This is a genomic window from Kovacikia sp. CALU 1929, from assembly GCF_056784235.1.
In genome coordinates this window covers 147,537-174,220 of the sequence record NZ_JBXBCF010000119.1, presented here as the reverse complement: position 1 = coordinate 174,220, position 26,684 = coordinate 147,537, and the positions used below count along the sequence as shown (strand labels likewise).

Here is a 26,684-nt window from a genome sequence, read left to right as displayed (position 1 = left end):
GCCGACAGGTTTTGCAGAGGTAATTTTGTTTACCTCTTTGCTTGCCGTTCTTACTGATGTCAGTTGAGCCACATTCGGGACATTGCATCGGTTTCACCCTGATTTCATATTCCCATTATGCAACGCCTCACCATCGACCCTCGGAACTTGGTATTCATTGATGAAACGGGTATCCATCTCACCATGACACGCTTGTATGGTCGCGCTCCTGTGGGCGAACGCTTGTATGACAGTGAGACTCCGGGCAATAGGGGAAAGAACATCTCGTTGATTGGTGGCATGAGTATCGATGGGTTGATTGCCACTATGAGTATCGTTGGCAGTGTCAATACCGCCGTGTTCTTGTTCTATATCCAGGAGATTCTGATTCCTCAGTTATGGGTAGGAGCAATCGTTGTGATGGATAACTTACCCGTTCATCATGCCTCGGTCATTCAAGCAGCAATCGAAGCGGTCGGAGCAAAAGTTGTGTTTTTACCACCTTACTCCTCCGACCTTTCACCCATTGAGTTGGGTTGGTCGAAACTCAAGCAACTGTTGCGATCTGCTAAAGCTCGAACCACAGAAGCACTGGACCAAGCGCTAACCCGAATTATCAATGAGTGCATTTCCGATGAGGATGCCCTAAGCTGGTTCGCTCATTGTGGCTTATTCATCTGAAAACCGCTGTAGGTCGTTCTCTCGGTTTGTAGACTTCAAAGGTCAATGGCAAGATCATCCCGTCCACTAATCCATAAGCCGTGACGGCAACGATGCCATTCTCCTTTTTACCCACGTTACCGATGTATTGTCGTTTGACATAATCGGTACTTTTCCCTTTTTTGCAATCTCCAGTCTCATCGATTAATAAAATCAATCTCCGCCCGTTAAGCACTTTCAAGATGATCTCCAACCGCCTCTGACGTAGCTGTGGGGCTGTCCACGGAGATTCACTCAAAAAGTGATGTAAGTTTTGTTGGTTATCGAGTCCAACTGCTTTGGCAATTGCAGGCAACGATTTCCGTTTAATCTCGCTAATCATCCCCAAGTGTAGAAACTTAAACGCTTCAAAGCTTCGCACTTCGGGAAATAACCCCTCATATAACTCGCAGTATTCATCCACAAAGCGAATGGTAGGTCGAGCCTCTCTTGAAGCTGGCATTGTATCTTGCTTTCGCCCTAAACTCTCTACCTCCTATTCTAATACCGATTTGAACGGACTTGTGGGCACATCGAAGTTCTGGAGGGGCTTGGCACTGCCAAGCCCGTACTGGGATCTGCCGTGGTTTCAATTCAAATTGGTATAAATTCTTCCTCTCAAAGTGATTAAAGAGGGGTAGAAAGGGTAGGTCGATTTCCGCCTTGAAGGGTAGCGCAATCTCCCGCCTCGTTAGGTTAGGTTAACGACAGGAAACCCACCATCGTCCCAAGCCGCCCTCCCTACCTTGGCTCGGTCGATAGCGACGGTCTGCTGGCACCCAGCGCCAAACAAAATTCAGAAGTTGTTTTCTTACACCCCAGAACGGGAAACAAACACGTTAGAATTGTTAAGGCTTCTTTACCAGAATTTGCAATCAGGTTTTGGGAAAAATTCGTTAAGAAGCTGTTTCTGCTCCTATGTGCTCTCATACCCGTCCACCCACCCCGAACGTCCTGACCTTTTGCAGGTGATTTTTTTATGACTCTCCCAATTCGCAATGTTGCCATCATTGCTCACGTTGACCACGGTAAGACCACCCTCGTAGATGCATTACTCAAGCAAGCGGGCACTTTTCGTGAAGGAGAAGACGTGCCGGACTGCGTGATGGACTCCAACGACCTGGAACGGGAGCGGGGCATTACAATTCTTTCTAAGAATACAGCGGTTCGCTACAAAGAGACGCTGATCAATATTGTCGATACCCCCGGTCACGCAGACTTTGGTGGCGAAGTCGAGCGCGTGCTGGGCATGGTGGATGGCTGCCTGCTGATTGTCGATGCCAACGAAGGTCCGATGCCTCAAACACGGTTTGTTCTAAAAAAGGCATTGGAAAAAGGATTGCGCCCAATTGTGCTGGTCAATAAGATTGATCGCCCCCAGGCAGATCCCCACGGAGCGGTTGACAAGGTGCTGGATCTGTTCCTGGAACTGGGAGCCGATGACGACCAGTGCGAGTTTCCCTATCTGTTTGCCTCCGGGCTGGCAGGGTTTGCGATCGAACAGTTGGATGATGAACCCCTAGACATGAAGCCCCTGTTTGACGCATTTTTGCACCATGTTCCACCTCCAATTGGCGACTCCACTAAACCACTCCAGTTGCAGGTGACTACTCTGGACTATTCCGACTACCTGGGTCGAATTGTGATTGGCAAAATTCATAATGGCACGATTCACATGGGACAACAGGCAGCCCTGGTGACTGAGAGCGGCACCATTGTGAAAGCCAAGATCTCGAAACTCATGGGCTTTGAGGGGCTGAAACGGGTTGACATTGAATCAGCCTCGGCTGGCAACATTGTGGCAGTGGCGGGTTTTGCCGATGCCAACATTGGCGAGACAATTACAGATCCCAATGATCCCCAGGCACTGCCTCTGATTAAGGTGGATGAACCCACCCTGCAAATGACCTTCTCAGTGAATGACTCCCCCTTTGCTGGACAGGAAGGGAAATTGGTCACTTCACGGCAGGTGCGCGATCGCCTGATGCGCGAACTGGAAACTAATGTCGCCCTGCGTGTCGAAGAAACCGACTCTCCCGACAAGTTTTTGGTCTCTGGTCGGGGTGAACTTCACCTGGGCATTTTGATCGAAACAATGCGACGGGAAGGCTATGAGTTCCAGGTGTCCCAGCCTCAGGTCATCTACCGCGAAGTCAACGGACAGCCCTGTGAACCGTATGAAACACTAGTTCTGGATGTGCCCGAAGAGGCAGTCGGTAGCTGCATGGAACGCCTGGGACAGCGCAAAGGTGAAATGCAGGATATGCAGGTTAGTGCGAATGGTCGGACTCAATTGGAATTTGTCATTCCAGCACGGGGTCTGATTGGCTTCCGGGGTGAGTTTATGCGACTAACCCGTGGCAATGGCATTATGAATCACAGTTTCCTGGACTACCGCCCGCTTACCGGAGAAATCGATGCCCGTCGTAACGGAGTATTAATTGCCTTTGAAGAGGGAACTGCCACCTTCTATGCCTTGAAAAACGCGGAAGACCGGGGCGTATTTTTCATCACGCCTGGGGTGAAAGTCTACAAGGGCATGATTGTGGGTGAACACAACCGTCAACAGGATCTGGAACTGAATATTTGCAAGACTAAGCAATTAACCAACCACCGAGCTTCCAGCGGCGAGGAACTGGTTCAACTTCAGGCACCTGTAGATATGAGTCTGGAACGTGCCCTGGAGTACATTGGTCCCGATGAGTTGGTAGAAGTCACACCCAAATCAATCCGCCTGCGTAAGGTGGCAAAAGAGAAGAAGCTGGCAAAGCGGTAATGCTTAAGGTGGTAGGTGATAGGTGGTAGGGGCAGGCGGCGACCACCTATCACCTCATTTATGCATGGGAAAAATCGCGTCCAGCGTTTCGGGACGGGTCAAAGCCTTCATTCCTGACACGGCGGCGTAGGTCGCCTGCGTCCGTAGAGGCACGAACGGCATCGTCTGGGCTGATCTTACCCAACAACACCAGGTCGCAGAGTGCCTGGTTGAGCACTTGCATCCCTTCGTTGGTATCGGTTTCCATTAAGTGGAACGCCTCTCCATCTTCGCCTTTCAGCAGGTAGTCTGCCATTGCGGGGGTATTGATCAGAATTTCGTGGGCGGCAGTACGGCGACCATCCGTGGTTGGAATCAGTACCTGGGCAATGACTGAGATCAGTGATTCAGTGATCTGGACTCGCATGGCTGGCTGCTCATCCGGGTTATAGATGTTGAGTAGGCGGCTGACTGCGTTGATGGCGTTGCGGGTGTGCAGGGTTCCTAAGACCAAGTGACCCGTTTGGGCAGCTTTTAGTGCGGTATCAACTGTAATGCGATCGCGCATTTCCCCAATTAGAATGACATCCGGGTCTTCCCGCAGGACTGAACGCAGCGCACTGTGGAATTCGTGAGTATGTAGCCCCACCTCCCGCTGGCTGATCAGGCAGCGATGGGAAGAGTGAACATATTCAATTGGGTCTTCAATGGAAACAATGTGCCGGGTCTGGGTTTCATTCATGTGCCGAATCATGGCGGCGATCGTTGTAGATTTACCAGACCCTGTCGGCCCCGTGACCAAAATCAATCCCTGGGGTTGAGCTGACAAATGCTTCAGGACAGGGGGCAATCCTAAACCATCAATGGTTGGCACATCCAGGGAAATCAAACGGAGCACGATTGCCCCGCCGCGCAGGGTTTCAAACACATTGACCCGACAGCGCAAGAACCCTGGGTAAAAGATGGCAGTATCCAGTTCTTTGTCCCGATTAAATCGCTCTACTTGAGCAGGGGGAAGAATCTCAGTCAGGTATTGCTCAAAAATCTCAGGTGTCACAGTGACCTGATCCCTGGGCTGCACCATTTGCCCCCTGACACGGAAGCGGGGAGCTTCCCCTACCCGAATGTGGATATCCGATGCCTGCCTTGCATGGGCATCTCTGACCATCTGCTCAATCGTATTGGCTGACGGTGCTTCAACCTGTTGCCCTTGCATGGGAGTGGGTGCCGGCGGGGGAGGGGGTACAGGCAAATGATCTTGAGGTCGGGGTGAAGAACCGTTCATAGGTATCTCTACTTGTTGATTTTGGGTTAGAGAAACAGATTGGGCTGGAGCCGAGTCGTTCAACAGGTAATAGGCTGGGTAAACTAGCGAGATAGAGTTTGGCAAGCTCTCCCAAACCAATGGATTTAAATAGTGAATCTTAAGGAAGACACTTCGTTAAGAAAATATCCATTAATTGTATCGAGTCAACCTGGACTGATCTCTATTCTTAGGATTCTTGTTATCGAGGTGGGATGATCGCTTCGGCGATAGCCCCATTAAAAACTCCTGATTGAACTATACTTTTTAACCCACCCTGACGATACAAAAGCATGGTTAAACGCATTGCTGAATGGCTAGAAACCCGCTGGGTAAACCCTGCTTACAGCGGTTGGCTGTTGGGTGGGCTGACCTTCTTTTTCTTTGTCGCTGCTACCAATACCTTAGCAGGCTGGCTTTATGTGTTAAGCGGAATTGGCATTGCACTGTTAGCGATCGCTGCCATCCTACCTGAGCGTATACTACGCAACATTTTCGTTCACCGCAAGCCTATCCAACCGGTCAGTGTTGGCGACCAATTAACGGTTGAACTCATGTTGGAGAACCCAACGAATCAACCGAAATCATTAATTCAATTTCTGGACAAGCTGCCCTATATCCTGGGCAAGCCTGTCGTCCATGCCGTTGAAAGCCTTCCTCCGAAAGATTCCTATCACTGGGTTTACTTTCAACCCACCCAACAGCGAGGCATCTACCGCTGGCAGACTATAGAGTTAAGAACGGCAGCTCCTCTGGGCTTGTTCTGGTGTCGGCGGAGCCGAACGGAACCTGTAAAAGCCGTCGTCTATCCCACGGTTCTACCACTCACCCGCTGTCCATTGATTGATGGCATGGGACGAGACACCCGCTTGCAGTTCAATAGCGATCGCCGTACCCAGGCAGCCACCGAAGGGATTACCCGATCCCTGCGTCCCTACCGCTGGGGAGACCCTACCCGCCTAGTCCATTGGCGAACCAGCGCCCGCTACGGGGAATTGCGGATTCGAGAACTGGAAGTGTTAACAGGCGGACAGGAACTGGTCATTTGTCTGGACAGTGCCCGACCCTGGCAGGCTGGAAAGGCGACCTCGTCCTCAGAAAACTTTGAACAGGCAGTCATCGCTGCTGCTTCTCTTTATTTCTACGCCAACCAGCACCGCTTAAGGGTCAAACTTTGGACCGCAGGTTCAGGGCTAGTCCAAGGCAATCCGGTTGTTTTAGAAACATTAGCGGCTGTGCAGGCAGGTGAAGACGTATATGCACAAGACTTGCCCTCTGCTCCCCTCATCTGGTTGACTCAGAACCCTTATGGGCTGAATACCCTGCCATCTGGTAGCCGCTGGATTCTATGGACTGATGCCCAGTTACCTTTACCATCCGACATAGACTCTTCTCCCCTGCTTAGCAACAGTCCTGGCATTAGAATCAAACCGGATCAGCCTTTGCAAGCTCAGCTAGAGAATGGTTAAAGCTAGTATGCCAAGCAGATTTTGAAGGGTTTGCAAACCCTTCAAAACCCCGAAATTGGTTTTTCCGGGTTTAGATACCCAGGCAAAGTTCCTTGGGTGAACCACTAGGGGAGCAGAGAGGAGAGGGGAAAATTTAAGAGTTAAGAGTTAAAAGTTAAGAATTGAGAATTATAAATTTATGAGGGAGTTTTGGAAGCGACAAGCGATAGACCACTAAATTATCTTCCTCCTCACTCCTCATCCCGTCCTGACTACCACCTATCACCTTTCTTCTGATGACCCACCGCCAACCTGACGAATTCTGGCAGGGTGTTGAGCAGTTTAATCAGCACCAGTTTTATGCCTGCCATGACACTTTAGAAGCTCTGTGGATGGAGGCTTCAGAACCCGACAAACAGTTTTATCAGGGAATTTTGCAAATTGCGGTAGCGCTGTACCATCTAGAAAGTCAAAACTGGCGCGGAGCCGTTATCCTGCTGGGTGAAGGGATAAACCGCCTGAGAGTCTATCAGCCAGATTACGGAGGTATTAATATTGAGAATTTATTGGATGAAGCGGCTCAGATGTTGAAAATCCTCCACGAAACTGGACCTGAACAGGTAGCTGAAATTGTTCAGCAGGTTGACTATCGGACTAATGGAGCCGAGAATCGGGGGGAAGCGGAGTTAGGGGCGATCGCTCTTCCAACGCTGAAAAAAAGTTCAACCTGATCCCTGTACTGCTTCCAGGAGCGAATAACGCTGGTGGGAAACTTCATAGAGCCATCATCAGTCATACACTGGTAGAACCAGTAACCATGATTTCTTGAACAGGTTTATCTGACTCAACTGAATTTGAGTAAACTACCTACAGGATTCATGTCAAACTTTCCTTGACCTTACCGTTTTTTCTTTGCTGAGTCTCCGCTCCATGACCTCTTCTCCTGAAATCCTTCATCCCCTTAACCATCGGCTCAAGCTGGCAATTACGGCATTAGTCATACTGACAGCTTCTTTCTATCCGAGCTGTTTGGTTAACTTGTTCTCTATCAGTACTCCTGCGGAAGCCCAAACTACCGAAGGGCGGGCAATGACTTTACGTTCAGATGTTCAGGAAGCGAACGCCAAAACGGGTGTAGTAACTGCCCGTGGTAATGTTCAAATCAACTATCCCGCTCGCCAGGTCCAGGCAACGGCTGCCCAGGCTCAGTATTTCAGCCGAGAGCGACGGATTGTACTGAGTGGTAATGTTTATGTGCTGCAAGAGGGAAACAGTATGAGGGGCGAAACCATTACGTATCTGATTGATGAAGGGCGGTTTGTTGCCTTGCCTGCTCCCCCCAGTCAAGTTGAATCCATCTACCTTGTTCCCGATGCAAGCCCTCCCCCGCCTGGGTCTGAGGCGACACCATCGCCTTTTGGAACCCAATCAGAGTTTTCTCCTTCCCCTTCCACCCAATCCCCTGATGTGCGGCTAGAAACCACCTCCCCTACGACAACCCCTTTACCACCAGGTGGACGTTGATCCTCAGTTTGGTAAGATTGTTTTTTTGTAGAGTGGCTCAGACAGGAGAGGACTGTTGAAAATTGCCCTTGAGAATGTTCATAAGTCCTACGGTCAACGCGCCATTGTCAGCCGGGTCAGCCTTTCTGTTGCTCAAGGAGAGGTGGTTGGGCTTCTGGGCCCCAACGGCGCAGGCAAAACAACCACCTTTTACATGGCGACCGGGCTTGAAAAACCAGATCAGGGGCGGGTCTGGTTGAATGATGTGGAAATTACGGCGCTGCCCATCCATAAGCGGGCGCGATTAGGAATTGGCTACCTGGCGCAAGAAGCCAGTATCTTTCGTCACCTCAGTGTGCGAGAGAATATTTTGTTAATTATGGAGCAGACGAATATTCCTTTCCGTGAACGGGGAAAGCGTCTATCCTACTTGCTGGATGAATTTCGTCTAAATAAAGTTGCAAACACATTAGCAGTAAGAATTTCAGGTGGAGAGCGTCGTCGCACAGAACTGGCAAGAGCACTGGCTAGTGGACAAAATGGTCCTAAGTTTTTGCTATTGGATGAACCGTTTGCCGGAGTCGATCCGATCGCGGTCGCTGAGATTCAGCAGATTATTGCTCGTTTACGCGATCGCCAGATGGGCATCCTGATTACTGACCACAACGTTCGCGAAACCCTGGCGATCACTGACCGCGCATATATCATGCGTGATGGTCAAATTCTGGCTTCTGGTAATGCTGAAGAACTATACAGCAACCCCCTCGTCAGGCAATATTATTTGGGCGATAATTTTCAGCCCTAGTAAAGGGGTGAGGGGTTCTTCTCCTTCACCAACAACTAACAACTAATCAACCCCCTCACTCCTTTTCCCTCTTCCATGTCCTCCACCTCCTTCCCCCCTCGCAAGCTCCCTGGCAACCCTTTTGGTTGGCTGGGAGCACCTATTATGGACCGCTACATCATTAGCGAGTTGATTGCTCCATTCCTGTTTTGTGTGGGAGCTTTTTCGTCCATTGGGGTGGCGATCGGTGTTCTGTTTGACCTGTCGCGCAAAATTGCAGATGCAGGACTGCCGCCTACCATTGCGCTGCAAGTGCTGTTGCTGAAGCTGCCTTACTTCATCAGCTTTTCATTTCCAATCTCCCTGCTGATCGCCTTTCTGTTTGTTTACGATCAGCTTTCTGGAAACAGTGAACTAATTGCCCTCCGCAGTTGTGGCGTTAGCGTTTGGCGCTTAGTTGTCCCAGCCCTGGTGTTGAGCCTGTTGATTACGGGTATTACCTTTGTGTTCAACGAAGCGGTTGTTCCTGCTGCCAATCGACAGGCTACTCAAACCCTGGATCTGGCGTTAAAAGGTAGGGAAACCCGATTTCGGGAAAGAAATATTCTTTATCAGGAGTTTGGCAGGTTACAGCTACCATCCGGCGAGAGTGAAAGAGGTCTAACCCGGATCTTTTATGCCAGAGAGTTTGATGGCAGGCAAATGAAGGGATTGACCATTTTAGATTTCTCCCAGATTGGGTTAAATCAGATTGTGATGGCAGAATCAGCCATTTGGAACTCTGACCAGAAAACCTGGGATTTTTTCAACGGCACAATCTATGTCGTTGATCAGAGTGGTTCCTATCGAAATATTCTCAAGTTTGACCAGCAACAGCTTCAGCTTCCTCGCGCTCCCCTGGATATTGCCCGAGCAACCACCGATCCGATTGAAATGAACATGGCAGATATTCGGAAATATCTGGAGACGGTCGGTGAAACGAGTAGTCAGAAAGAAGTCGTCAGGCTGCGGTTGCGTCTGAATCAAAAAGTTTCCTTTCCCTTCATCTGTCCAGCTTTCGGCTTGGTAGGGGCAGCTTTAGGGATTCGATCGCAACGCACCAGTCGCCGTGCCATTCGCTTTTTGGTTGGCTTGCTAATCATCCTGTTTTATTTCCTATTCACCCAAATCTGCGACACGCTTTACCTGCTTGAAGTTCTCTCTGCCCCCGTTGCCGCATGGCTGCCCAATTTGACGATCCTGGGGGCAGGAACGGCGCTTCTGATTCGCCATAGCCGGTAGCAAAGGTATTGCTGGCTTTTAACTGAAGGCGAAAGACCACCACTGTAAAAAAAAGCTAGGAGTCAGGAGTCAGTTCCTTCCTGGCTTCTGACTCCTGTCTTCTTTTTACCCATTCCCGATTCTAAAAATGCCGAATAATCGCTTCAGCAAACTCTGAACATTTTAGCGGTGGGTTGACTGGCGGTTCCATCAAACGCGCTAAATCATAGGTCACCTCACGATTAGAAATGGCTGCCCCAATTCCTTTGGTAATCAGGTCTGCGGCTTCCTGCCAGCCCATGTATTCCAGCATCATCACCCCAGAGAGAATGAGAGAACCGGGGTTGACCCGATCCAACCCAGCATGTTTAGGAGCCGTCCCGTGAGTGGCTTCAAAGATGGCGCACTGATCACCGATGTTGGCACCTGGACCCATACCAAGCCCCCCCACGATCGCCGCTGCCGCATCCGATAGATAATCCCCATTCAGGTTCATGGTTGCCAGAATAGAGTACTCATCAGGACGAGTCTGAATCTGCTGGAAAATGCTGTCGGCGATGCGGTCATTCACCATGATTTTGTCTTTCCACTGCCCATTGCCGTGGGTTTCCCAAATGGTATCTAGCACTTCCTTCACTTCAGCGCAGGTTTTTTCCCGCTTTTCCAGCGTCATCCCATCGTAACCGGGTTCAATCAGGCGGGCATTGTCTTCCAGGCTGAGGTCAGGTTGTTTCTCGCGATTGTCCAAAATCCAGGATTCTCGCTCGGTCACACACTCCGCCCGAAATTCGCTTGTTGCCACTTCATAGCCCCAATCGCGGAAAGCTCCCTCGGTGTACTTCATAATGTTGCCCTTATGCACCAGCGTTACCATCTGCTTGTGCCTGGGCAGGCGAAGAGCGTGTTTAATCGCCCGACGTACCAGTCGCTGAGAACCCGTCTTGCTAATAGGCTTAATGCCAATCCCAGAGTCTAGAGGAATTCGTTTTTTGCCATGCTCTGGAGTGGCAGGAATTAAGTCTTCGTTGAGAATTTTGATCAGGCGATCGCCCCCCTCTGAACCCTGTTTCCACTCAATTCCCAGGTAAATATCTTCGGTATTCTCCCGGTAAATAATGACATCTAATTTTTCAGGCGTTCGGTGGGGGGAGGGAGTCCCCCGATAGTACTTGCAAGGGCGAACACAGGCGTACAGATCAAAAATCTGGCGCAAAGCGACATTGAGCGATCGAATGCCACCACCAATCGGGGTAGTCAGGGGACCCTTGATTGCCACTCCGTATTCTCTAATCGCTTGTAGCGTATCCTCTGGTAAATACTGATAGGTGCCGTACTTCTCGCAAGCCTCATCACCTGCAAATACCTTAAACCAGACAATCTTCCGTTTGCCGCCGTAAGCTGCCTCAACTGCTGCATCAAAAACTCTCTGCGAAGCGGGCCACAAGTCGATTCCTGTTCCGTCTCCGCGAATATAGGGAATGATGGGACTATCTGGAACAACGGGTTCACCATTCTTGAACGTAATTTGAGATCCCGCATCGGGAGGGGTGATCCGTTCATACATCATCTACAGCAACTCCTGGTAAATAGGACAGGAAAACTCTTAGTGGGGAGCCATCGCCACAAAACAGTGAAGGGCATGGAAAGTTTCCACAGCTTACACTAGCAGTTTCAAAAGTAAAATTATGCAGCAAGTCAAACTAAGATTCATGAGAACGATTCTTTAGCATCCTCAATCTGAGTATGCAGGGTAAGAGTGGATAACAGTCGGTACCTATGACTACAAAACTAAACCTGTTAACCCAAAAGCACTCTCCCTGCAATTTTTTGGGTTCACCCGTCTGTAAAGAAGATCCATATATTCTCTCGCTGATTAATCGATTCTTTGCTCCTTAACGGTCGTATTTTGAGTGACTTTTTCATAAACTCTTGATAAATCAACACTTTCATAAACTCTTGATCATTCACGACATTGGGTTACTATCCTTTGGGCACTCTAAAATGAGAGTAATGAGCAACCCTTTATCGGCTTTACTCTACTTAAAGCCTGTCCGAAAACTTCCTGGTTCTAGTGCTGGGTTTTGGCAGTTAAGGCTATTCGGATCGGCTATTCAGAGTAAAGACCCACTTCCATCAATATTTCGCTCTACTTCTCCCCATAGGGCTATTTGTAAAAGTTTTTCAGTGTGCCTGCTCATACACCTGCGTGGGAATCGAGATGAAAAGAATTTTGGTGGTTGATGACGACACAACGCTACGAATGGCGCTTACCCGGTATCTGGTCAAACGTGGGTATCTAGTGCAGGATGTCGGTTCGGGCATTGAAGCGCTGCATTCCTTTGAAGAAGATCCCCCTGATCTGGTGGTTTCAGATGTGATGATGCCCGAAATGGATGGGTTTGAGTTTTGCCGTCGCTTGCGGGCAACCCGTTCAGGACAATTGGTTCCCTTCATCTTTCTATCCAGCAAAGGAGAAGTTGAAGACCGGGTTCAAGGTCATTCCATTGGGGCAGACGATTACCTGATCAAGCCCTTTGAACCGCGAGAATTGCTGGCAAAAATTGAAGCACAACTGGAGCGATCGCGCCGCATTCATACTGAAATCGTGCGGTTGCTCCAAAAAGCTGAATCCAACGGGTCTTCCGTCCAACTTGCTCCTCCTGTCAGCCATACTACACCTAGCCCCCTACCGCTGACTCCTGCCGAAGAAAAAGTATTTTGGGAAGTCATTCAGGGCTACACCAACAAACAAATTGGCGATCGCCTCTTCGTCAGTCCCCGCACCGTACAAACCCACCTCAGCAATATCCTCAGTAAGCTACAACTCGAAAACCGTTCCCAACTCGTTCGCTTTGCCTTTGAGCGTGGCTACAAGCCACCCACGGAAGAGACTGAGCAGAATTAGGAAAGATTCAGAGATGAAGGATGAAAGATGAAGAATAAATCATCTCCCCCTCTCCTCTCTCCTCACCCCTCTCCCCTCTCCCCTCTCCTCACCCCTCTCCCCTCTCCCTCCCCCTTTCCCCATGATTCCTGGTCTTTATACCCTGGATGAACTGAAACAAGCGATCGCCACAGCCCCGCAGAACTGGCGACCACTGGTTCTCACCAATGGCTGCTTTGACCTTCTGCACGCTGGTCATGTACGGTATTTACAGGCAGCGAAACAACTCGGCAAGGCTCTGGTTGTTGGCTTAAACAGCGACCAGTCTGTACAAGCGATTAAACCTCAAGCTGCGGGATTTCCCCCACGCCCGATCGTGCCAGAAGCTCAACGGGCAGAGGTATTGGCTGCTCTCAAATCGGTCGATGGCGTGGTGATCTTTGTTGAGCCAACCGCCACCCAACTGGTGGAGACTCTGAAACCTGACATTTATGTCAAGGGAGGAGACTATAAAATGGAGACCTTACCCGAAGCCATTGCTGTGAAGTCATACAACGGTCGGATTGAACTCATTCAAATTGAAGTGTCAAGTTCAACCTCTGCCATTATTGACCGGATTCTGACATCCACTCGCCTTTAGCTCCCACAGGTTACCCAGGTAATTGAGCATGGGTTGGGTAGTCAGTCATCGGTGATTGGTAGCCAGGAAACCTCTGCCCACTTCTCTTACCAACAACCAACACCCCTTTCCCCTCCGCCCCCTTTCTTAAATTTCCTTATTCCATTAGTTTTAGTTCATGGATAGTTTGCATCAACCCACAATCAACGATCTGACTGGTAATCACTCTGAAAATACCCCTTTAATTACTGTGCCTCTGACTTCCGATGCTGGAATTGACTATGCGCCACTACAACAACTACTCGCCCAACAAAACTTTCAGGCAGCCGATCAATTCACTCTCCAAAAACTCTGCGAACTAGCCGGGGATTCAGCCACTCAGCGGAAATGGCTTTACTTTACGGAAGTTGAACAGTTTCCTGCGACCGACTTACAAACAATCGATAATCTTTGGCTCACGTACTCTGGCGGCAAGTTTGGCTATTCCGTTCAGCGAGAAATTTGGCTTGGTGTAGGTAAAAACTGGGAAAAGTTTTGGTCGAAAATTGGTTGGAAGGCTGGCAATACTTGGACTCGTTACCCTCAAGAATTCACCTGGGATCTTACAGCCCCCAAAGGGCACTTACCGCTATCTAATCAGTTAAGAGGCGTGCGAGTTATTGCTTCTCTACTTGCACATTCTGCCTGGTCCAAATAATAATTCCTGTTTCACTTGACAAACTTTGATAGTTGCAGTTACACCCCTTTCTGCACACAGATGTTCTATCGGTGTGAGCAAGAGAATCTATGGCAGTTCTAAATTATTCATAAAATGAAAAGGCTGTGCAAAAAAGGGTTTTCTCATTTTTTGCTATATATTTGGATCGCCATACCAGACAGATTTAATCTGCATTGCTGCAATTTCAAGTGTTCAACCAGAAAACCTGGTAGTCAATCTGAACAAATCCTTTTTGGAAATATTCTTTTTCAAAGTCTTGGTATTAATTCCTGGCAAGAGCAATTAGAGGAGATGAACTCTAATTAACTAAGTTCAGTGTTCTTCCTTGCTTGTCAATTTTGCAATTTGAAAAATTCAGTAATCTCCCTACCTGTACCGCGTTCATTGAGCTAAATGTTAGGGAACGCTGTGTATAGTTAAAAACCCTTGGAAACCATTAAGGGTTCCATGCTGACACGCGGGGATTACAGGTCCGAAATGATAAACCCTGAACACAGGCTATTTTGCCGTCTTGATGGTTTGAATGCTGCAACTCGTGAGCAGAAGCGTCTGCTGGCGATGGAAGAGCTTGGCTTACTGGAGGCTGAGAGTATCCCAATTTTTGATGAAGCAACTCAGACTGCTGCCCATTTCCTGGACATGCCCATTTGCATTCTGGGACTGATGGAGCAGGAGCGGCAGCGGTTTAAATCAGCGGTGGGGTTATCTAGACTGGGATTGATGAATGAATTGGCAACATTACGGCAATTTCCCCGTGCCGAATCTTTCTGTATCCATGTAGTGGACAGCCATCAAGTTCTCTCAATTGAAGACACGTTGACCCATCCATCATTTGCCAGCAGCCTTTTGACACACCAGTACGGTATCCGTTCCTATTTAGGAATTCCCCTGATCGTCTCTAATGGCTTTTGTGTAGGCACTCTGGCAGTGATGGATTTAACCCCCCGTCACTTTACAGCAAGAGACATCGAGTTTTTAGAATTGACTGCTCGCTGGTGCATGAGTGAGTTTGAGCGGATGCAAGGGGTTACTCCTCCATCATCCCCTTCACCAAAATTATCTTCTCAACCCGTTTCTGATAGCCAATCCGTTGCCAGCCAGTTAAAAGTCGAATTACTAAGCCATCTTACCCAAGAACTTCGAACTCCTTTGACATCAGTGATGGGGATGGCAAGTGTTCTGACCCGTGAAATTTATGGACCATTAACGGGCAAACAAAAAGAGTATTTGAGTATTATCCACAATAGTGGTCAGTACTTACTATCTCTGGTGAACGAAATTATAGAACTATCCAATTTGAACTATAGCCACCAGGGAGTAAATCTCGCGGCGGTTGATATTGAGATGCTGTGCCAACAGGCAATTAATACCCTGGAACAAGTGGCGCAACGTCGCGAACAAGAAATTCGCCTTTCAGTAGAACCTGGTCGTCGGATTTGGCTATTAGACAAAGATAAAGTCCGACAGATGCTCTACCATCTCGTCTTTAGCGTGATTCAGGTTTCTAATTCAGGTAGTATCGTTCGTTTACATGTATCCCATCGTGGAAAGACCTTAATCATTTCAGTGTGGGTGTCCCATCCCTGGCTGGGTGAAGGTTTGCCTTACACAGAATTTTGTGGACAACCATCACTCGTCTCTGCCAATGTAAATAGTACGGATGTTGAACTGTACGGGGGATTCCATTCACCTGAGTGGGAGGGTGATTTGGTTAGGGGGGATTCAGGCGTGACTAAAGTCGGTGGGGAAGTTACAAGAACCTCTCGAAGTGTTGTTGCAAAAGCAGCTTCAAAAAATACTTTGCATTCCCAAATTGGAATGCTGCTTAGCCGTCAACTAGCAGAAATGCATGGTGGGCAAATTACAGTTCAGGGTTCGCCAGAGTCGGGTTACCGCTATCTAATCAGCTTGCCCCAGACGGTTGAGGGAAATGAAGGGGTTTAAAGATACGGATAATTCTTAGAAGCCAGGAGTCAGAATCAGACAGGCTTTCTGGCTCCTGACTCCCCAATGAGGTTACGCCACCAACCACTGGGCACCGCTGTAGAATATTTGACTTCAAAGCGAAAGCAATTTAAAGAGTTTGAAAGTTTTGAGTCTAGTGTCTAAACTTTAATCAGGGAATTCCAAGTTATATCGGCTCCCTCTGTAAAGGTATTTTTACAAAAAAGGTTTCTGTTGAGAAACCAACTTAGTCAAACTTGCCTCCAAAGGACCAAAAGCTTCCTCCGTGGAATCCCCTAACCCGTATGCGGACCGTGACTGATGATTAATCCTCCGCTAAGATGGAACGTATGAACTAGGTAGGGGTTAGTGCTGCTATGAATATCTTTCAGCGTATGTGGGGCACGATTGGACTTGGGGAGCAATATGGTGATGAATATGAGTATGAGTATGATGAGGAAATGCCCCCTGAGTATTACTCTGCGGATGGGCGTTACGCTGTTGATCAGCGTCCGGCTCCTGTAAATGCGCAGGCTACCAACGTCGTTGGGATGCCAAATCGGAATTTGGCTCAGACAGAGATGTGTCTGATGGAACCTCGTTCCTTTGAGGATATGCCACAGGCGGTGACAGCATTACGAGAACGTAAATCGATTATTATGAATTTGAGTCTGATGGATCCAGATACCGCCCAACGCTGTGTAGATTTTGTAGCAGGGGCTGCCTTTGCAATCGATGGACATCAGGAACGTCTGGGTGAGCATATTTTTCTATTTACACCTAGTTTTGTGCAGATTAGCAGTTACCCGTCTGGAGTGGCAGCATCGATGAACGTTGGGCAAGCACCTGTGCCTCCTCCCACCCATTTAACTCCTCCTGTACACAATTGGGCGGTTGGCAAGCCGCGTATGATTTAGCGGTAAGCGGTTTAGCTCAGGCTGATCTAGCCGAGGGTAATCACTGTGACTTCTGGGGGACAAAACAGTCGTCCGGGTAGGTAGGTGCCTAAACCGCGATTGACGTAAAGACGATGATTTGGGTTGATAATGTGCAATCCCTGCGCCCATTCCCAATGCCGAACGGTCCTATGGCATACCTCCATGAATGGAAAAAAACGCCGGACTGGTTTTGGCATGGATTTGTAAAGGTTTGAAAGGTGTTGAGCGAGATTGCCAATTCCAGGCACCACGATTTGCCCTCCGTGACTGTGCCCGGATAGCTGGAGATCGACTCGCCATTGCTGAAGTTGTTTAGCACTGTCAGGGTTATGAGAAAGGACGATGCGGGGAATCGATTCGTCTAGTTGAGTCATGACGGAAGCGGGGCAAAAGTCGGATGACCAAAGATCTGCCAGACCTACAATGGGTAGTTTTGCTCCCCAGGGGTAAGCAATCTGATTCCACAGAACGTGGATGCCAATCTCATTCAAGGCATGGATGATTTCGGGGCGCGATCGCGGGTACCAATTATCGTGATTACCCAACACGGCATAGATCCCATCTCGGCTTTCCAGCTTTTGCAACCACGGTACCAGGTTGTGGATGGCAGCGGGTTTATCCGTCACAAAGTCACCCGTTAGCAAAATCAGATCGGGTTGGGCGGCGTTGCTGGTGGCGATCGCTTTCTGTAAAAGAGATTTAGATAGCCGCAGACCATCGAAATGAAAGTCTGAGAGCTGAACTAATTTGCGTCCTTTCAGGGTAATCGGCAGGTCTGGTATGTTGACCTGGATCTGCTCTACGGTTAACGAACCTGTAAGTAGAGGGTGCATAGAATCCAACGACAAAAACCTCTACAGCCTAGCAAAGGTTTTAGAAAAGCTATGGGCAGAGTCAGTATGTTTTCCATTTCTCAGGAAATATCTTTAATAATGCTTTTAGGGACAACACCCCTGCTTCAGAAATGGGTGCTAGTAATGCCAGAGGCGACAGGAAACTTCCCATAAATTTACCCTAAGAAACTTAGAGCGGTTTTGTGATAGGATTGAACGTCAGATGGTCATAAGTCCTGTGAGCAATTTGTATGCAATACAACCCACATGGCTTTAGATTTGCTTCGGGGATATAGCTCAGTTGGTAGAGCACTTCAATGGCATTGAAGGGGTCAGCGGTTCGAATCCGCTTATCTCCATATAGAAATCATTTACCTATTTAACTGAAGTGGACCGAAAGCTTAGAAGCTTCCTTAGGATTCGCTTCCATCAGAATAATAAAAGCAATTTTTGGCATTGCTGAATGTAGGTACGGTTTAGCCCATCCTGCGGGAAGCAAGCACATCTCCAACCCAGAAGGGAGCAAGAACTCTTGTTCCCTCGCCCTTTGGGAGAGGGCTAGGGTGAGGGTAGATTTTTCGGTTCACATCTTGATTCAGCAACCCCACTTTAGGCGTTGCTGATTGCGGGTATGAGTTAGGAATTGAATGGATTGAGACGTTCCGCTGAATGCCCATGCCGAAGCCTTCGTTCCAATTCATACCGCTATTCAGCAACCCCCTTATCCCTTAAAGTTGACTGGGAGTATCAGGAGCAATAATCACTCCCTGGTCTTGCTGATGTTCTGAAGACTTGACCAGCTCGTCAAAGCCCTGAAACTCAACTCCGATTGAATCGCAGGCTTGCTTTAATTCTTGCTGAAATGTCTCAATCTGAGCATAACCACAGCGTTGGGATGCGATTTCAACGCCAAAACTACCGTTTGCTCTGGCACAATCAATTAATTCTGCGCCTTTGAGAGGTGCCGATGCTGCCATTGGGATTCCTCTTTTTCTACTACCGCATCGATTCTATATTACGGAGAAAAGCAGTTGCTCATGCTAGGGGTAGAGAGTGGGGTCGATCGCTTCTCCATCTTAAGGCATGAATAGGTTAGTCCAGCGATCGCCTGGACAGGGATACTGGAAAGCTATGATCAATAGCAGACTTTAAGATCACGCAGATTTAATCCTATCCATTTCGCTTTTTTTAAAGGGTTTGGAGCCAGAAGCTTTGGTGAATTGGACTATCCCGTCGTTGTAACCCTGCATTGAGCAGCATCATACCAGTATGTTAGGTAATTTGCTCCCAAAATCGGTTCAGCCTCACCGGGGTGCCTTTCCCTACCTGGTTCTATTGGGATCTGTGTTGCTGACCGCGATCGCAACCATTTCGATTGAGCTATCTGCCAGAGCCAGGGATCGACTCCGGTTTGATACAGCGATTCAACGGGTTGAGAATCAAATTCAGGATCGGTTCAAGACTTACATTGCCCTATTGCGGGCAGGTAATGGCTTATTTATCGCCAGTCAGCAAGTTGACCAGAAAGAATTTCGCGCCTTTGCCAATCACCTGGAGCTACGACAGGAATATCCCGGTATTCAGGGTATTGGCTTCTCAATCCGGGTGTCCCCTGCTCAAAAAGAGGCATTGATCGCTGAGATGAGGCGGCAGGGTTCGGCGTCTTTTTCGATTCGTCCTTCAGCCGATCGCGATGAGTACCATGCCATCCTCTACCTCGAACCGCTAGATCAGCGAAATCAGGCAGCGATTGGGTATGACATGTCTACGGAACCTGTGCGACGGGAAGCGATGGAACGTGCCCGCGACAGCGGAAATCCTGCCGCATCGGGTCGGGTCACGCTAATGCAGGAGATCGATCAGTATAAACAAGCTGGGTTTTTAATTTATGCGCCTGTTTATGTAGGGGACTCGATCCCAAACACTGTAGCCGAACGACAAGCTGCACTGAGCGGATTTGTCTTTAGCCCATTTCGAGTAGACGATTTTATTCGTGGCATTTTTGGGCATAACCTGAATTCCTATGTTGATTTTCAAATTTACGATGGCACAGAAATCCGCCGGGAAAATCTCTTGCATCGTTCTAATGCCGAGGAAGACAATCGCCCCCATTCCCGATTTGCCGCAACCACTTCCCTGAAAGTCGCCGGACGACCCTGGCTACTTGTGTTTCACTCCCGTCCTGAGTTGGACAAGAATTCGGAAAGCCGGTTGGTCCCGTTCATTGCTATGACTGGCGGGCTACTCAGCCTGATTTTATTTGGTATTACGCGATCGCAAGTACAAGCCTGGACGGCGGCTGAGAAATCTGCCTCAGAACTGCGCCAGTCTGAACAAGCCCTGCGGGAGAGTGAACAGCGGTTTCAGACGTTCATGGATCATAATCCTGCTGCCGCCTGGATTACTGACCCCAACGGTTACATTATCTATCTGAGTCAGACCTACTATTACATGTTTAATGTGGCTCAAGATGCCGTTGGCAAGACAATTAATGAAATCTGCCCGGCTGCAACGGCTGAGCAAGCTATGGAAAACCTCCGGATGGTTATGGCTGAAAAACGGGTGGTTGAAACAGTGGAGTCTGCATCCCGTCCCGATGGCAGCATTGGCGAATTTCTGGTTTATAAATTTCCCATCTTAGATGCCTCTGGCAATAACCTGATAGGTGGATTGGTCATTGACATCACGGAACGCAAACAGGTTGAGCGAGAGCGTGAACAACTGCTAATAAGGGAGAAAACAGCACGGTCAGAAGCGGAGCAAGCTAACCGGATCAAAGATGAATTTCTGGCTGTGCTTTCTCACGAATTGCGATCGCCCCTCAACCCAATTCTGGGCTGGTCCAGGTTACTTCGGAGCGGTCAGTTGGATGTAGCCAAAACAGCCTATGCCCTGGAAACGATTGAACGGAATGCTAAACTTCAGACCCAATTGATCGAAGATTTGCTAGATGTCTCCCGCATTTTACAGGGCAAACTGAACCTCAGGATGGTTCCGGTGGACCTGGTGCCCGTGACGGAAGCCGCTCTGGAAACAGTTCGATTAGCGGCAGAAGCCAAGTCTATCAATTTGAATTTTGAAGTCAGAGGGGGGACGGTTCCGCTGCCGCCCAGCGACGAAGAAACCCAGATCAATTCTTCTGCAATATGGAATTCTGACCAAAGTTTGCGCCCCGAATTTGGCAACGCTGTCCTGCCAATCCAGGTTTTAGGAGATGCGGCTCGTTTGCAACAGATTATGTGGAATTTACTCTCCAACGCTGTGAAATTTTCTCCCGACGGTGGGCAGGTAGATGTGCGATTAGAAAGGCAACTGAAGATCGGTCATCAGCACTCGGAAGCCTTGCCATTCATTCAAGCCCCTATTCAACGATCTATTCAGGAACAGCCGAACAGTCCAACCGACCCTTCGACAATGGCAGAGCCACCTCCCCCCCAGCCTTCTAAATATGTCGAGATTATAGTGACTGACACTGGGAAAGGAATTGACCCCGAATTTCTGCCCCATGTGTTTGATTACTTCCGGCAGTCAGACAGTAAAACTACCCGCCAGTTCGGGGGTTTGGGGTTGGGTTTGGCAATCGTTCGTCATCTCGTCGAACTACATGGAGGAACCGTTCACGCTGCCAGTTTAGGGGAGAACAAAGGGTCCACTTTTACAGTCAGGCTACCGCTCTTGAAGAACCCATCAGACTCTGAAGAAACCGGATTCTGGCTGAACCATGAACAAGATGGCTCCCCATTTTCCACCACTCACTCTTTACCCCTGGCTAACCGGAGAATTCTAGTTGTAGATGATGACGCAGATATGCGGGAGTTCCTCACTTTTTTCCTGGAGCAAAACGGAGCGGAGGTTACAACCGTTGCCTCTGCTACCGAGGCTTTACAAGCTCTGACTCCATTTCAACCAGATCTGTTGTTGAGTGATATCGGAATGCCAGAAACCGATGGCTACATGCTAATTCGCCAAATCAGGGAGCGATCGCTCGACCAAGGGGGGCAGATGCCCGCGATCGCCCTCACCGCCTATGCCGGTGAAATCAACCAGCAGCAAGCTCTTGCTGCGGGCTTTCAACAGCACCTCTCAAAGCCTGTAGAACCAGAAGTGTTACTTAGAACGATTATTACCCTACTCAACCACCAGGAATAAATAGGTGGACTTGCCGCGATTTGTAGATGGGTCAACTGCGACGACTTGTGGAAGAGTGGATGGGTAGATAAGTCATAGGTTGAGGGGATCAAGATCAAGGAGGCTCCTTTAAAAACCTGTTAAAACATCCTTGGATCTGCTAAGGTAACTCCCTGCTGGTGGATATTCAGGTTCTTCGCTTTTCGGGTTCAGTTTTTTTCTCTTGCAAATCAGAAGCAACGTGAAAACCTTTCTTAACGTCAGTCCACGATTTCCCGATTTTGTCAGATGTGGCTTCCACATTGTCATTTTCACGCTTGCCTTCATTATTCTGGTATCAAGAGAGCCTGACCGAATTTTTAATGCCCAATTTTGGGCTGAAGATGGTTCAGTGTTTTATTCTGATGCGTATAATCTGGGTTCTCTAAAAGCTCTGTTAATCCCTTATGCCGGTTATTTATGTGTTGCTCAAAGAGTCGCAGCATCCCTTGTTCAGCCATTTCCATTCCACATGGCTCCTCTACTGTTGAACAGTATTGCTCTAGCGATTCAAGTTTTACCAGTTATTCTGTTATTCTCTTCCCGGTTTTCGTTCTTAATTCCTGGTTTTTCTCAGCGGCTATTGCTAGCTTTTCTCTATTTAGGATTACCCAATTCCTCTGAAGTTTATGGCAACATCACAAACAGCCAGTGGCACCTTGCATTGCTAGCTTGTATGGTTATCCTGGCAAAACCAAATTCCTTTTGGGGATGGCGCATTTTTGATGTTGGCATTGTATTACTTTCCTCCTTGAGTGGACCATTCGCTATTCTCTTGATGCCGATCGCCCTCCTTTATTGGTGGCAACGACGAAGCCGCCAGTTGTTTAGCTTGCTTGGAATTTTTATGGTTGGTGCCCTCGTGCAAGGGCTTGCACTTTTTTTCACGGCATCTGAAGCACGCACTTCTGAGGCTTCTCTAGTAACGGTTGACCTGTTTGCCAAGATTTTGGTTGGTCAAGTGTTCCTCAGTTCATTAATTGGGCAGGCAGCCTATGGTAGGTTGCTTTCACCATCTCTGGGGTATGACCTGATTGTACTGGTAGGGGTTGTCCTGGGGGCGATCGCCCTTCTTTATACTCTGCTGAAAGCACCCCTAGAACTCCAGTTGTTTGTGCTGTATGGCGGATTGCTTTTCGTAGCTGCACTGGTATCGGCAACCGTTCCCTGGGAACATCTGGTATTGCCAGGAGGGGCTACCCGTTACTGGTATAATCCGATGCTTACCTTTGTTGCTGCTCTGGCATGGCTGGCATGGCAACGACGCCTCCGTTGGTTGCAGGGAATGGCGATCTCGTTGCTCATAGTCATGCCTACCGGCATCATTGCAGACTGGCATCATCCCCCCCTGCCTGACTTAAAGTTTCAGGAGTATGCACATGCTTTTGAACAGGTAGCCCCAGGCACTACCTTTACCATTCCAATCAACCCAACAGGTTGGTTGATGTATCTTGATAAGCATTAAGATGATCACCAGTTCTTTCCCTTCGTAAATGAGATAATTTCCATGAAAAATTTTGCTCGTGAGTAGGGGCAGGGTTCCTCAAAGTCCTTTACCCAGCAGTACTGCTAAATCTTTACCCACAGGTTATTTTGTCTGTTGAAAATTTCCTTAGAAGCAACGTGAAAACTTTAACTAATATCAACTCGCGTTTTCATGGTTTTGTCAGATGTGGCTTCCACATTGTCATTTTCACGCTTGCCTTCATTATTCTGGTATCCAGAGAGCCTACCCGAATTTCTAATGCTCAGTTTTGGGCAGAGGATGGAACTGTTTTTTATGCCAGTGCCTACAACCTGGGGTTTCTCAATTCTCTTTTTCTACCCTACTCCGGCGCTTTATGCTTTGCTCAAAGATTAATTATGGGGTTTGTTCAACTCTTTCCCCTGGCTTGGGCACCCCTGATTGCGAATGTTCTGGCTTTAAGCATTCAAGTTTTGCCGGTTAATCTAATTATTTCTTCCCGGTTTGCGTTAGCCATCCCTAGCCCCTGGGTGCGTCTGCTTTTAGCATTTCTCTACCTGGCAATGCCCAATGGTTTTGCCGTTCATGCCAACATTGCAACCATTCATTGGCACCTGGCGTTACTAGCCTGTCTGGTTATTTTGGCACAGCCAAGCAAATCGATTGGATGGCGTTTATTCGATTTAGGTGTTGTCCTCTTATCTGCTCTCAGTGGTTCATTTTCAATTCTATTTATTCTGTTTGCTTTTCTCTATTGGCGACTATGCCCCCATCGATGGTTAGTGGTGTTGCTTTCAACTAGTTTACTTGCCTTACTGGTTCAAGTGTATGGGCTGATGTTGATATCTGTCCCAGCTCGCGACACAACTAACTTGGGACCTACCTTTGACCTGTTTGCCAGGATTCTTTCAGGGCAGGTATTTGTGGCAAGTTTGATTGGGCATGGAGGGTATGGTACACTCGTTTCTCTATCTGGAGGCTATAATCCGATCGCTTACGTCATTGGTGCCTTAGGAACAATTATTGTCTTTTACGCCTTCCTTCAGGGTCCTGTAGAACTGCGGTTTTTCATCTTTTATGGCACGCTCACGGTTTCTGCTGCCTTGGCATCGGCAACAGTATCCTGGAAACGGCTTTGGTTGCCCGGTGCCATGACCCAATACTGGCTCATCCCGAGCCTGGCATTCGTTGCCTCTCTGGTATGGTTAGCTCGACAGCAGCAGCCTTACAAATTGAGGATTGCAGCGATCGGACTACTGGCAGTGATGTCCATCGGCATTTTTGCTGATTGGGAGTATCCACCCCTAGTTGACCTGAAGTTTCAGGAACACGCCGCTACTTTCGAGCAAGCACCAGCGGGAACAGAAGTCATCATCCCAATTAATCCACCGGGCTGGTTTATGAAATTGGTCAAGCGCTAGTATTCTGTTCTGCTACTGCCCACTCCTTTTCTCGCTACTCTCACCTTTTATCGGCGTTGCTGAGTTTGGGTATGAATTGAGAGTTGTATGAATTTAAACTTCCTTCCAATTCATATTGCTATTCAGCACCACCCACCTTTTATCTACTACACCAGCTCAAACGTCACCGCCCGGTAGGAGAGGTTGGGGTTGTAATAGGGATCATACTTAATCTTGTTAAAGTAGTCTCCCCACTTGTTGTTCAGATTTTGCCACTCCTTCGGGTTCAGTCCTTGAGGACGACTGACTGACTCATAGTGGATCAATTGCACATAGGGACTGACCACATTTCGGTAGCCCGCCTGATGGATCTTCAGGCAGAGATCGACATCGTTGTAGTTCAAAGGAAACTGTTCGTCCATACCACCCAATTGCAAGAATAGCTCACGTCGCATCATCAAGCAGGCAGCGGTGACGCCCAGGTAGTTGCGGTTGACTACATTGGAGCAGAAGTAACCAGGGTGGTCGCCATCAAACCCGTGATAGGCATGACCTGCATTTCCCTCCAACACCATCACTCCAGCGTGTTGAATTCTGCCATCAGGAAACAGCAATTTTGCCCCAACTGCTCCAATTTCCGCTTGCTGAGCAAACTCCAGCATCGATTCTAGCCAGTCAACCGTAATCACTTCGGTATCGTCGTTCAGCAACAGCAAGAACTCTCCACGGGCACTGGTAGCCCCCAGGTTAATTCGTTGAGAAAAGTTAAATGGATCGGCACAACGAACCAGCTGAATACTAGAAGCGCCTGTTTCTGAAGGCTGCATCAGGAGTTGCAAAGTTGGTTCTGGAATGTCGTACCCGTCTACCACCACAATTTCAAAGTTCTGATAGGTGCTGCGCTGAATACTTTGAATGCAATTTTCCAGAACGTTTAGTGCCCCTTGTGGGGTCTCGATGACTCTGCCCGCACTGGGAATGATAATACTGATCAACGGCGTGCCAACAATATGCCGCCGCACCCGCCAAAAACCAGCCCTGGCTGTGGTTTCGACCCATCCGGGGTAGGGGCTGCGTGCCAGCATGTCCTCTAACGCTTTGCGAGCAGCAATATATGCCCAGGGTTTTGCCTGCTCTCCGCCAGCCGTGACTGAAGCGGGAATAATTCGCCAATGGTAAAGAATTTTGGGGATATGGTAAATGTTTTGGGTCTTCTCAACCACCCGTAGAACCAGATCGTAGTCCTGGGAGCCATCGTAACCGGGGCGAAAGCCACCAATTTCGCGAATCAGGCTGGTACGGTAGACTCCCATGTGGCAGGTATACATGCAGGCATGGAAGTAGTCGGGCGACCAATCTGGCTTGAAAAAGGGATCTTTGCGATTGCCCTGGGTATCAATCTTGTCTTCGTCCGTGTAGATGAAATCGGCATCTGGGTGCTGGTTAATCAGTTTGGCAGCTTCAAACAAGGCATCGATCGCCAACTCATCATCGTGGTCTAACAGGGCAATGTAATCCCCCGTTGCCAGTTCCAGGGCATCGTTACTGGTAGCGACGATGTTGCCGTTTTCAGCCCGAAACACCACCTTAATCCGGGGATCCAGTTTGCTGTAGCGCGTCAGCAGAGGCTTGATGTGGGACTGGGGAGATGCATCATCGGCAATACACAGTTCCCAATCGGGGTAAATCTGGTTGCGGACAGACTGAATCGCTTTCTCCAGCCATTTCCCTTCGACATTGTAAACAGGCAGAATCACCGAAAATTTAGGGCGATGCTGCCACTGGTTGATTTGTCGCCGTGCATTCTGAAGATCCAATCGGTTGAGACGGGTTCTCGCAACCCATTCGTCATAGGTAAATTTGCCCTTCAGTGCCTCTTGGGAACGCCGATACAGAAACTTCAGAAGCCCATATGTCCCCCGTTCTCGCCAGACCTTGAACAGCTTTCCTACCTTCGTAGTGATGCTGGAAACATTCATTGCTAA

Annotated in this window: 21 protein-coding genes, 1 tRNA gene and 1 pseudogene; 16 read left to right on the top strand and 7 right to left on the bottom strand. The window is 48.7% G+C overall.

Going from position 1 to position 26,684, the window contains the following annotated elements:
* A partial coding sequence (locus tag AC1S52_RS33260; protein WP_482031489.1) for a transposase occupies positions 1–88 on the bottom strand: 88 nt, incomplete at its 3' end.
* Between the two features lie 29 nt (positions 89–117).
* Between AC1S52_RS33260 and AC1S52_RS33255 the strand changes: the two genes are divergently transcribed.
* Positions 118–660: an IS630 family transposase gene (locus AC1S52_RS33255; protein WP_482033345.1), complete on the top strand. Its 543-nt coding sequence runs from the start codon at positions 118–120 to the stop codon at positions 658–660.
* 13 nt (positions 661–673) lie between these two features.
* Here AC1S52_RS33255 and AC1S52_RS33250 read toward each other — a convergent pair.
* Positions 674–1,141: pseudogene (locus AC1S52_RS33250) on the bottom strand (transposase); the annotation flags it as partial.
* A gap of 516 nt (positions 1,142–1,657) precedes the next feature.
* On the opposite strand from AC1S52_RS33250, the gene typA reads away from it, so the two are divergent.
* Positions 1,658–3,454: a translational GTPase TypA gene (gene typA, locus AC1S52_RS33245; RefSeq protein WP_482033344.1), complete on the top strand. Its 1,797-nt coding sequence runs from the start codon at positions 1,658–1,660 to the stop codon at positions 3,452–3,454.
* 58 nt (positions 3,455–3,512) lie between these two features.
* On the opposite strand, the gene AC1S52_RS33240 is transcribed toward typA, so the two are convergent.
* Positions 3,513–4,718 carry a type IV pilus twitching motility protein PilT gene (locus AC1S52_RS33240; RefSeq protein WP_482033343.1) on the bottom strand — a complete coding sequence of 402 codons (1,206 nt, stop codon included), beginning with the start codon at positions 4,716–4,718 and terminating at the stop codon, positions 3,513–3,515.
* Between the two features lie 311 nt (positions 4,719–5,029).
* On the opposite strand from AC1S52_RS33240, the gene AC1S52_RS33235 reads away from it, so the two are divergent.
* From AC1S52_RS33235 to AC1S52_RS33215, 5 genes are all read left to right on the top strand, one after another.
* Positions 5,030–6,205: a DUF58 domain-containing protein gene (locus AC1S52_RS33235; RefSeq protein WP_482033342.1), complete on the top strand. Its 1,176-nt coding sequence runs from the start codon at positions 5,030–5,032 to the stop codon at positions 6,203–6,205.
* Between the two features lie 275 nt (positions 6,206–6,480).
* Positions 6,481–6,915 carry a DUF309 domain-containing protein gene (locus AC1S52_RS33230; protein WP_482033341.1) on the top strand — a complete coding sequence of 145 codons (435 nt, stop codon included), beginning with the start codon at positions 6,481–6,483 and terminating at the stop codon, positions 6,913–6,915.
* Between the two features lie 199 nt (positions 6,916–7,114).
* A complete protein-coding gene (locus AC1S52_RS33225) occupies positions 7,115–7,708 on the top strand; it encodes an LptA/OstA family protein (RefSeq protein WP_482033340.1) in 594 nt (197 codons plus the stop codon).
* A 55-nt stretch (positions 7,709–7,763) separates the two neighbouring features.
* On the top strand, positions 7,764–8,492 hold the full coding sequence (lptB, locus tag AC1S52_RS33220) for an LPS export ABC transporter ATP-binding protein (RefSeq protein ID WP_482033339.1): 729 nt from the start codon (positions 7,764–7,766) through the stop codon (positions 8,490–8,492).
* A gap of 144 nt (positions 8,493–8,636) precedes the next feature.
* Positions 8,637–9,752, top strand: a complete 1,116-nt coding sequence (locus AC1S52_RS33215; protein WP_482033338.1) for an LptF/LptG family permease — start codon at positions 8,637–8,639, stop codon at positions 9,750–9,752.
* A gap of 121 nt (positions 9,753–9,873) precedes the next feature.
* Here the strand turns inward: AC1S52_RS33215 and AC1S52_RS33210 are convergent, their stop codons facing one another.
* Complete coding sequence (locus tag AC1S52_RS33210) at positions 9,874–11,298, bottom strand: NADP-dependent isocitrate dehydrogenase (protein ID WP_482033337.1); 1,425 nt, start codon at positions 11,296–11,298, stop codon at positions 9,874–9,876.
* Between the two features lie 651 nt (positions 11,299–11,949).
* Here AC1S52_RS33210 and AC1S52_RS33205 point away from each other — a divergent pair.
* From AC1S52_RS33205 to AC1S52_RS33185, 5 genes are all read left to right on the top strand, one after another.
* Positions 11,950–12,636, top strand: coding sequence for a response regulator transcription factor (locus AC1S52_RS33205; protein WP_482033336.1), 687 nt, complete (start codon positions 11,950–11,952; stop codon positions 12,634–12,636).
* A gap of 121 nt (positions 12,637–12,757) precedes the next feature.
* On the top strand, positions 12,758–13,255 hold the full coding sequence (gene rfaE2 / locus AC1S52_RS33200; protein ID WP_482033335.1) for a D-glycero-beta-D-manno-heptose 1-phosphate adenylyltransferase: 498 nt from the start codon (positions 12,758–12,760) through the stop codon (positions 13,253–13,255).
* Positions 13,256–13,412: 157 nt separating this feature from the next.
* Positions 13,413–13,931: a GUN4 domain-containing protein gene (locus AC1S52_RS33195; protein WP_482033334.1), complete on the top strand. Its 519-nt coding sequence runs from the start codon at positions 13,413–13,415 to the stop codon at positions 13,929–13,931.
* Between the two features lie 498 nt (positions 13,932–14,429).
* Entirely contained in the window at positions 14,430–15,896 is a 1,467-nt protein-coding gene (locus AC1S52_RS33190) for a GAF domain-containing sensor histidine kinase (protein ID WP_482033333.1), read from the top strand.
* Between the two features lie 377 nt (positions 15,897–16,273).
* Positions 16,274–16,813 carry a cell division protein SepF gene (locus AC1S52_RS33185; RefSeq protein ID WP_482033332.1) on the top strand — a complete coding sequence of 180 codons (540 nt, stop codon included), beginning with the start codon at positions 16,274–16,276 and terminating at the stop codon, positions 16,811–16,813.
* A gap of 26 nt (positions 16,814–16,839) precedes the next feature.
* Here the strand turns inward: AC1S52_RS33185 and AC1S52_RS33180 are convergent, their stop codons facing one another.
* Positions 16,840–17,667, bottom strand: a complete 828-nt coding sequence (locus AC1S52_RS33180; RefSeq protein WP_482033331.1) for a metallophosphoesterase — start codon at positions 17,665–17,667, stop codon at positions 16,840–16,842.
* Positions 17,668–17,953: 286 nt separating this feature from the next.
* Here AC1S52_RS33180 and AC1S52_RS33175 point away from each other — a divergent pair.
* Positions 17,954–18,026: transfer RNA gene (locus AC1S52_RS33175), tRNA-Ala, on the top strand.
* Positions 18,027–18,395: 369 nt separating this feature from the next.
* On the opposite strand, the gene AC1S52_RS33170 is transcribed toward AC1S52_RS33175, so the two are convergent.
* On the bottom strand, positions 18,396–18,644 hold the full coding sequence (locus AC1S52_RS33170) for a hypothetical protein (RefSeq protein WP_482033330.1): 249 nt from the start codon (positions 18,642–18,644) through the stop codon (positions 18,396–18,398).
* A gap of 292 nt (positions 18,645–18,936) precedes the next feature.
* On the opposite strand from AC1S52_RS33170, the gene AC1S52_RS33165 reads away from it, so the two are divergent.
* The 3 genes from AC1S52_RS33165 (at position 18,937) to AC1S52_RS33155 (ending at position 24,720) form a co-directional block, all read left to right on the top strand.
* Positions 18,937–21,816 (top strand): CHASE domain-containing protein, encoded by a 2,880-nt coding sequence (locus tag AC1S52_RS33165; protein ID WP_482033329.1) that lies wholly within the window; start codon positions 18,937–18,939, stop codon positions 21,814–21,816.
* Positions 21,817–22,036: 220 nt separating this feature from the next.
* Positions 22,037–23,299 (top strand): hypothetical protein, encoded by a 1,263-nt coding sequence (locus AC1S52_RS33160; protein ID WP_482033328.1) that lies wholly within the window; start codon positions 22,037–22,039, stop codon positions 23,297–23,299.
* A 158-nt stretch (positions 23,300–23,457) separates the two neighbouring features.
* On the top strand, positions 23,458–24,720 hold the full coding sequence (locus AC1S52_RS33155; protein ID WP_482033327.1) for a hypothetical protein: 1,263 nt from the start codon (positions 23,458–23,460) through the stop codon (positions 24,718–24,720).
* 146 nt (positions 24,721–24,866) lie between these two features.
* Here the strand turns inward: AC1S52_RS33155 and AC1S52_RS33150 are convergent, their stop codons facing one another.
* A complete protein-coding gene (locus tag AC1S52_RS33150) occupies positions 24,867–26,678 on the bottom strand; it encodes a glycosyltransferase family 2 protein (RefSeq protein WP_482033326.1) in 1,812 nt (603 codons plus the stop codon).
* Between the last annotated feature and the right edge of the window lie 6 nt (positions 26,679–26,684).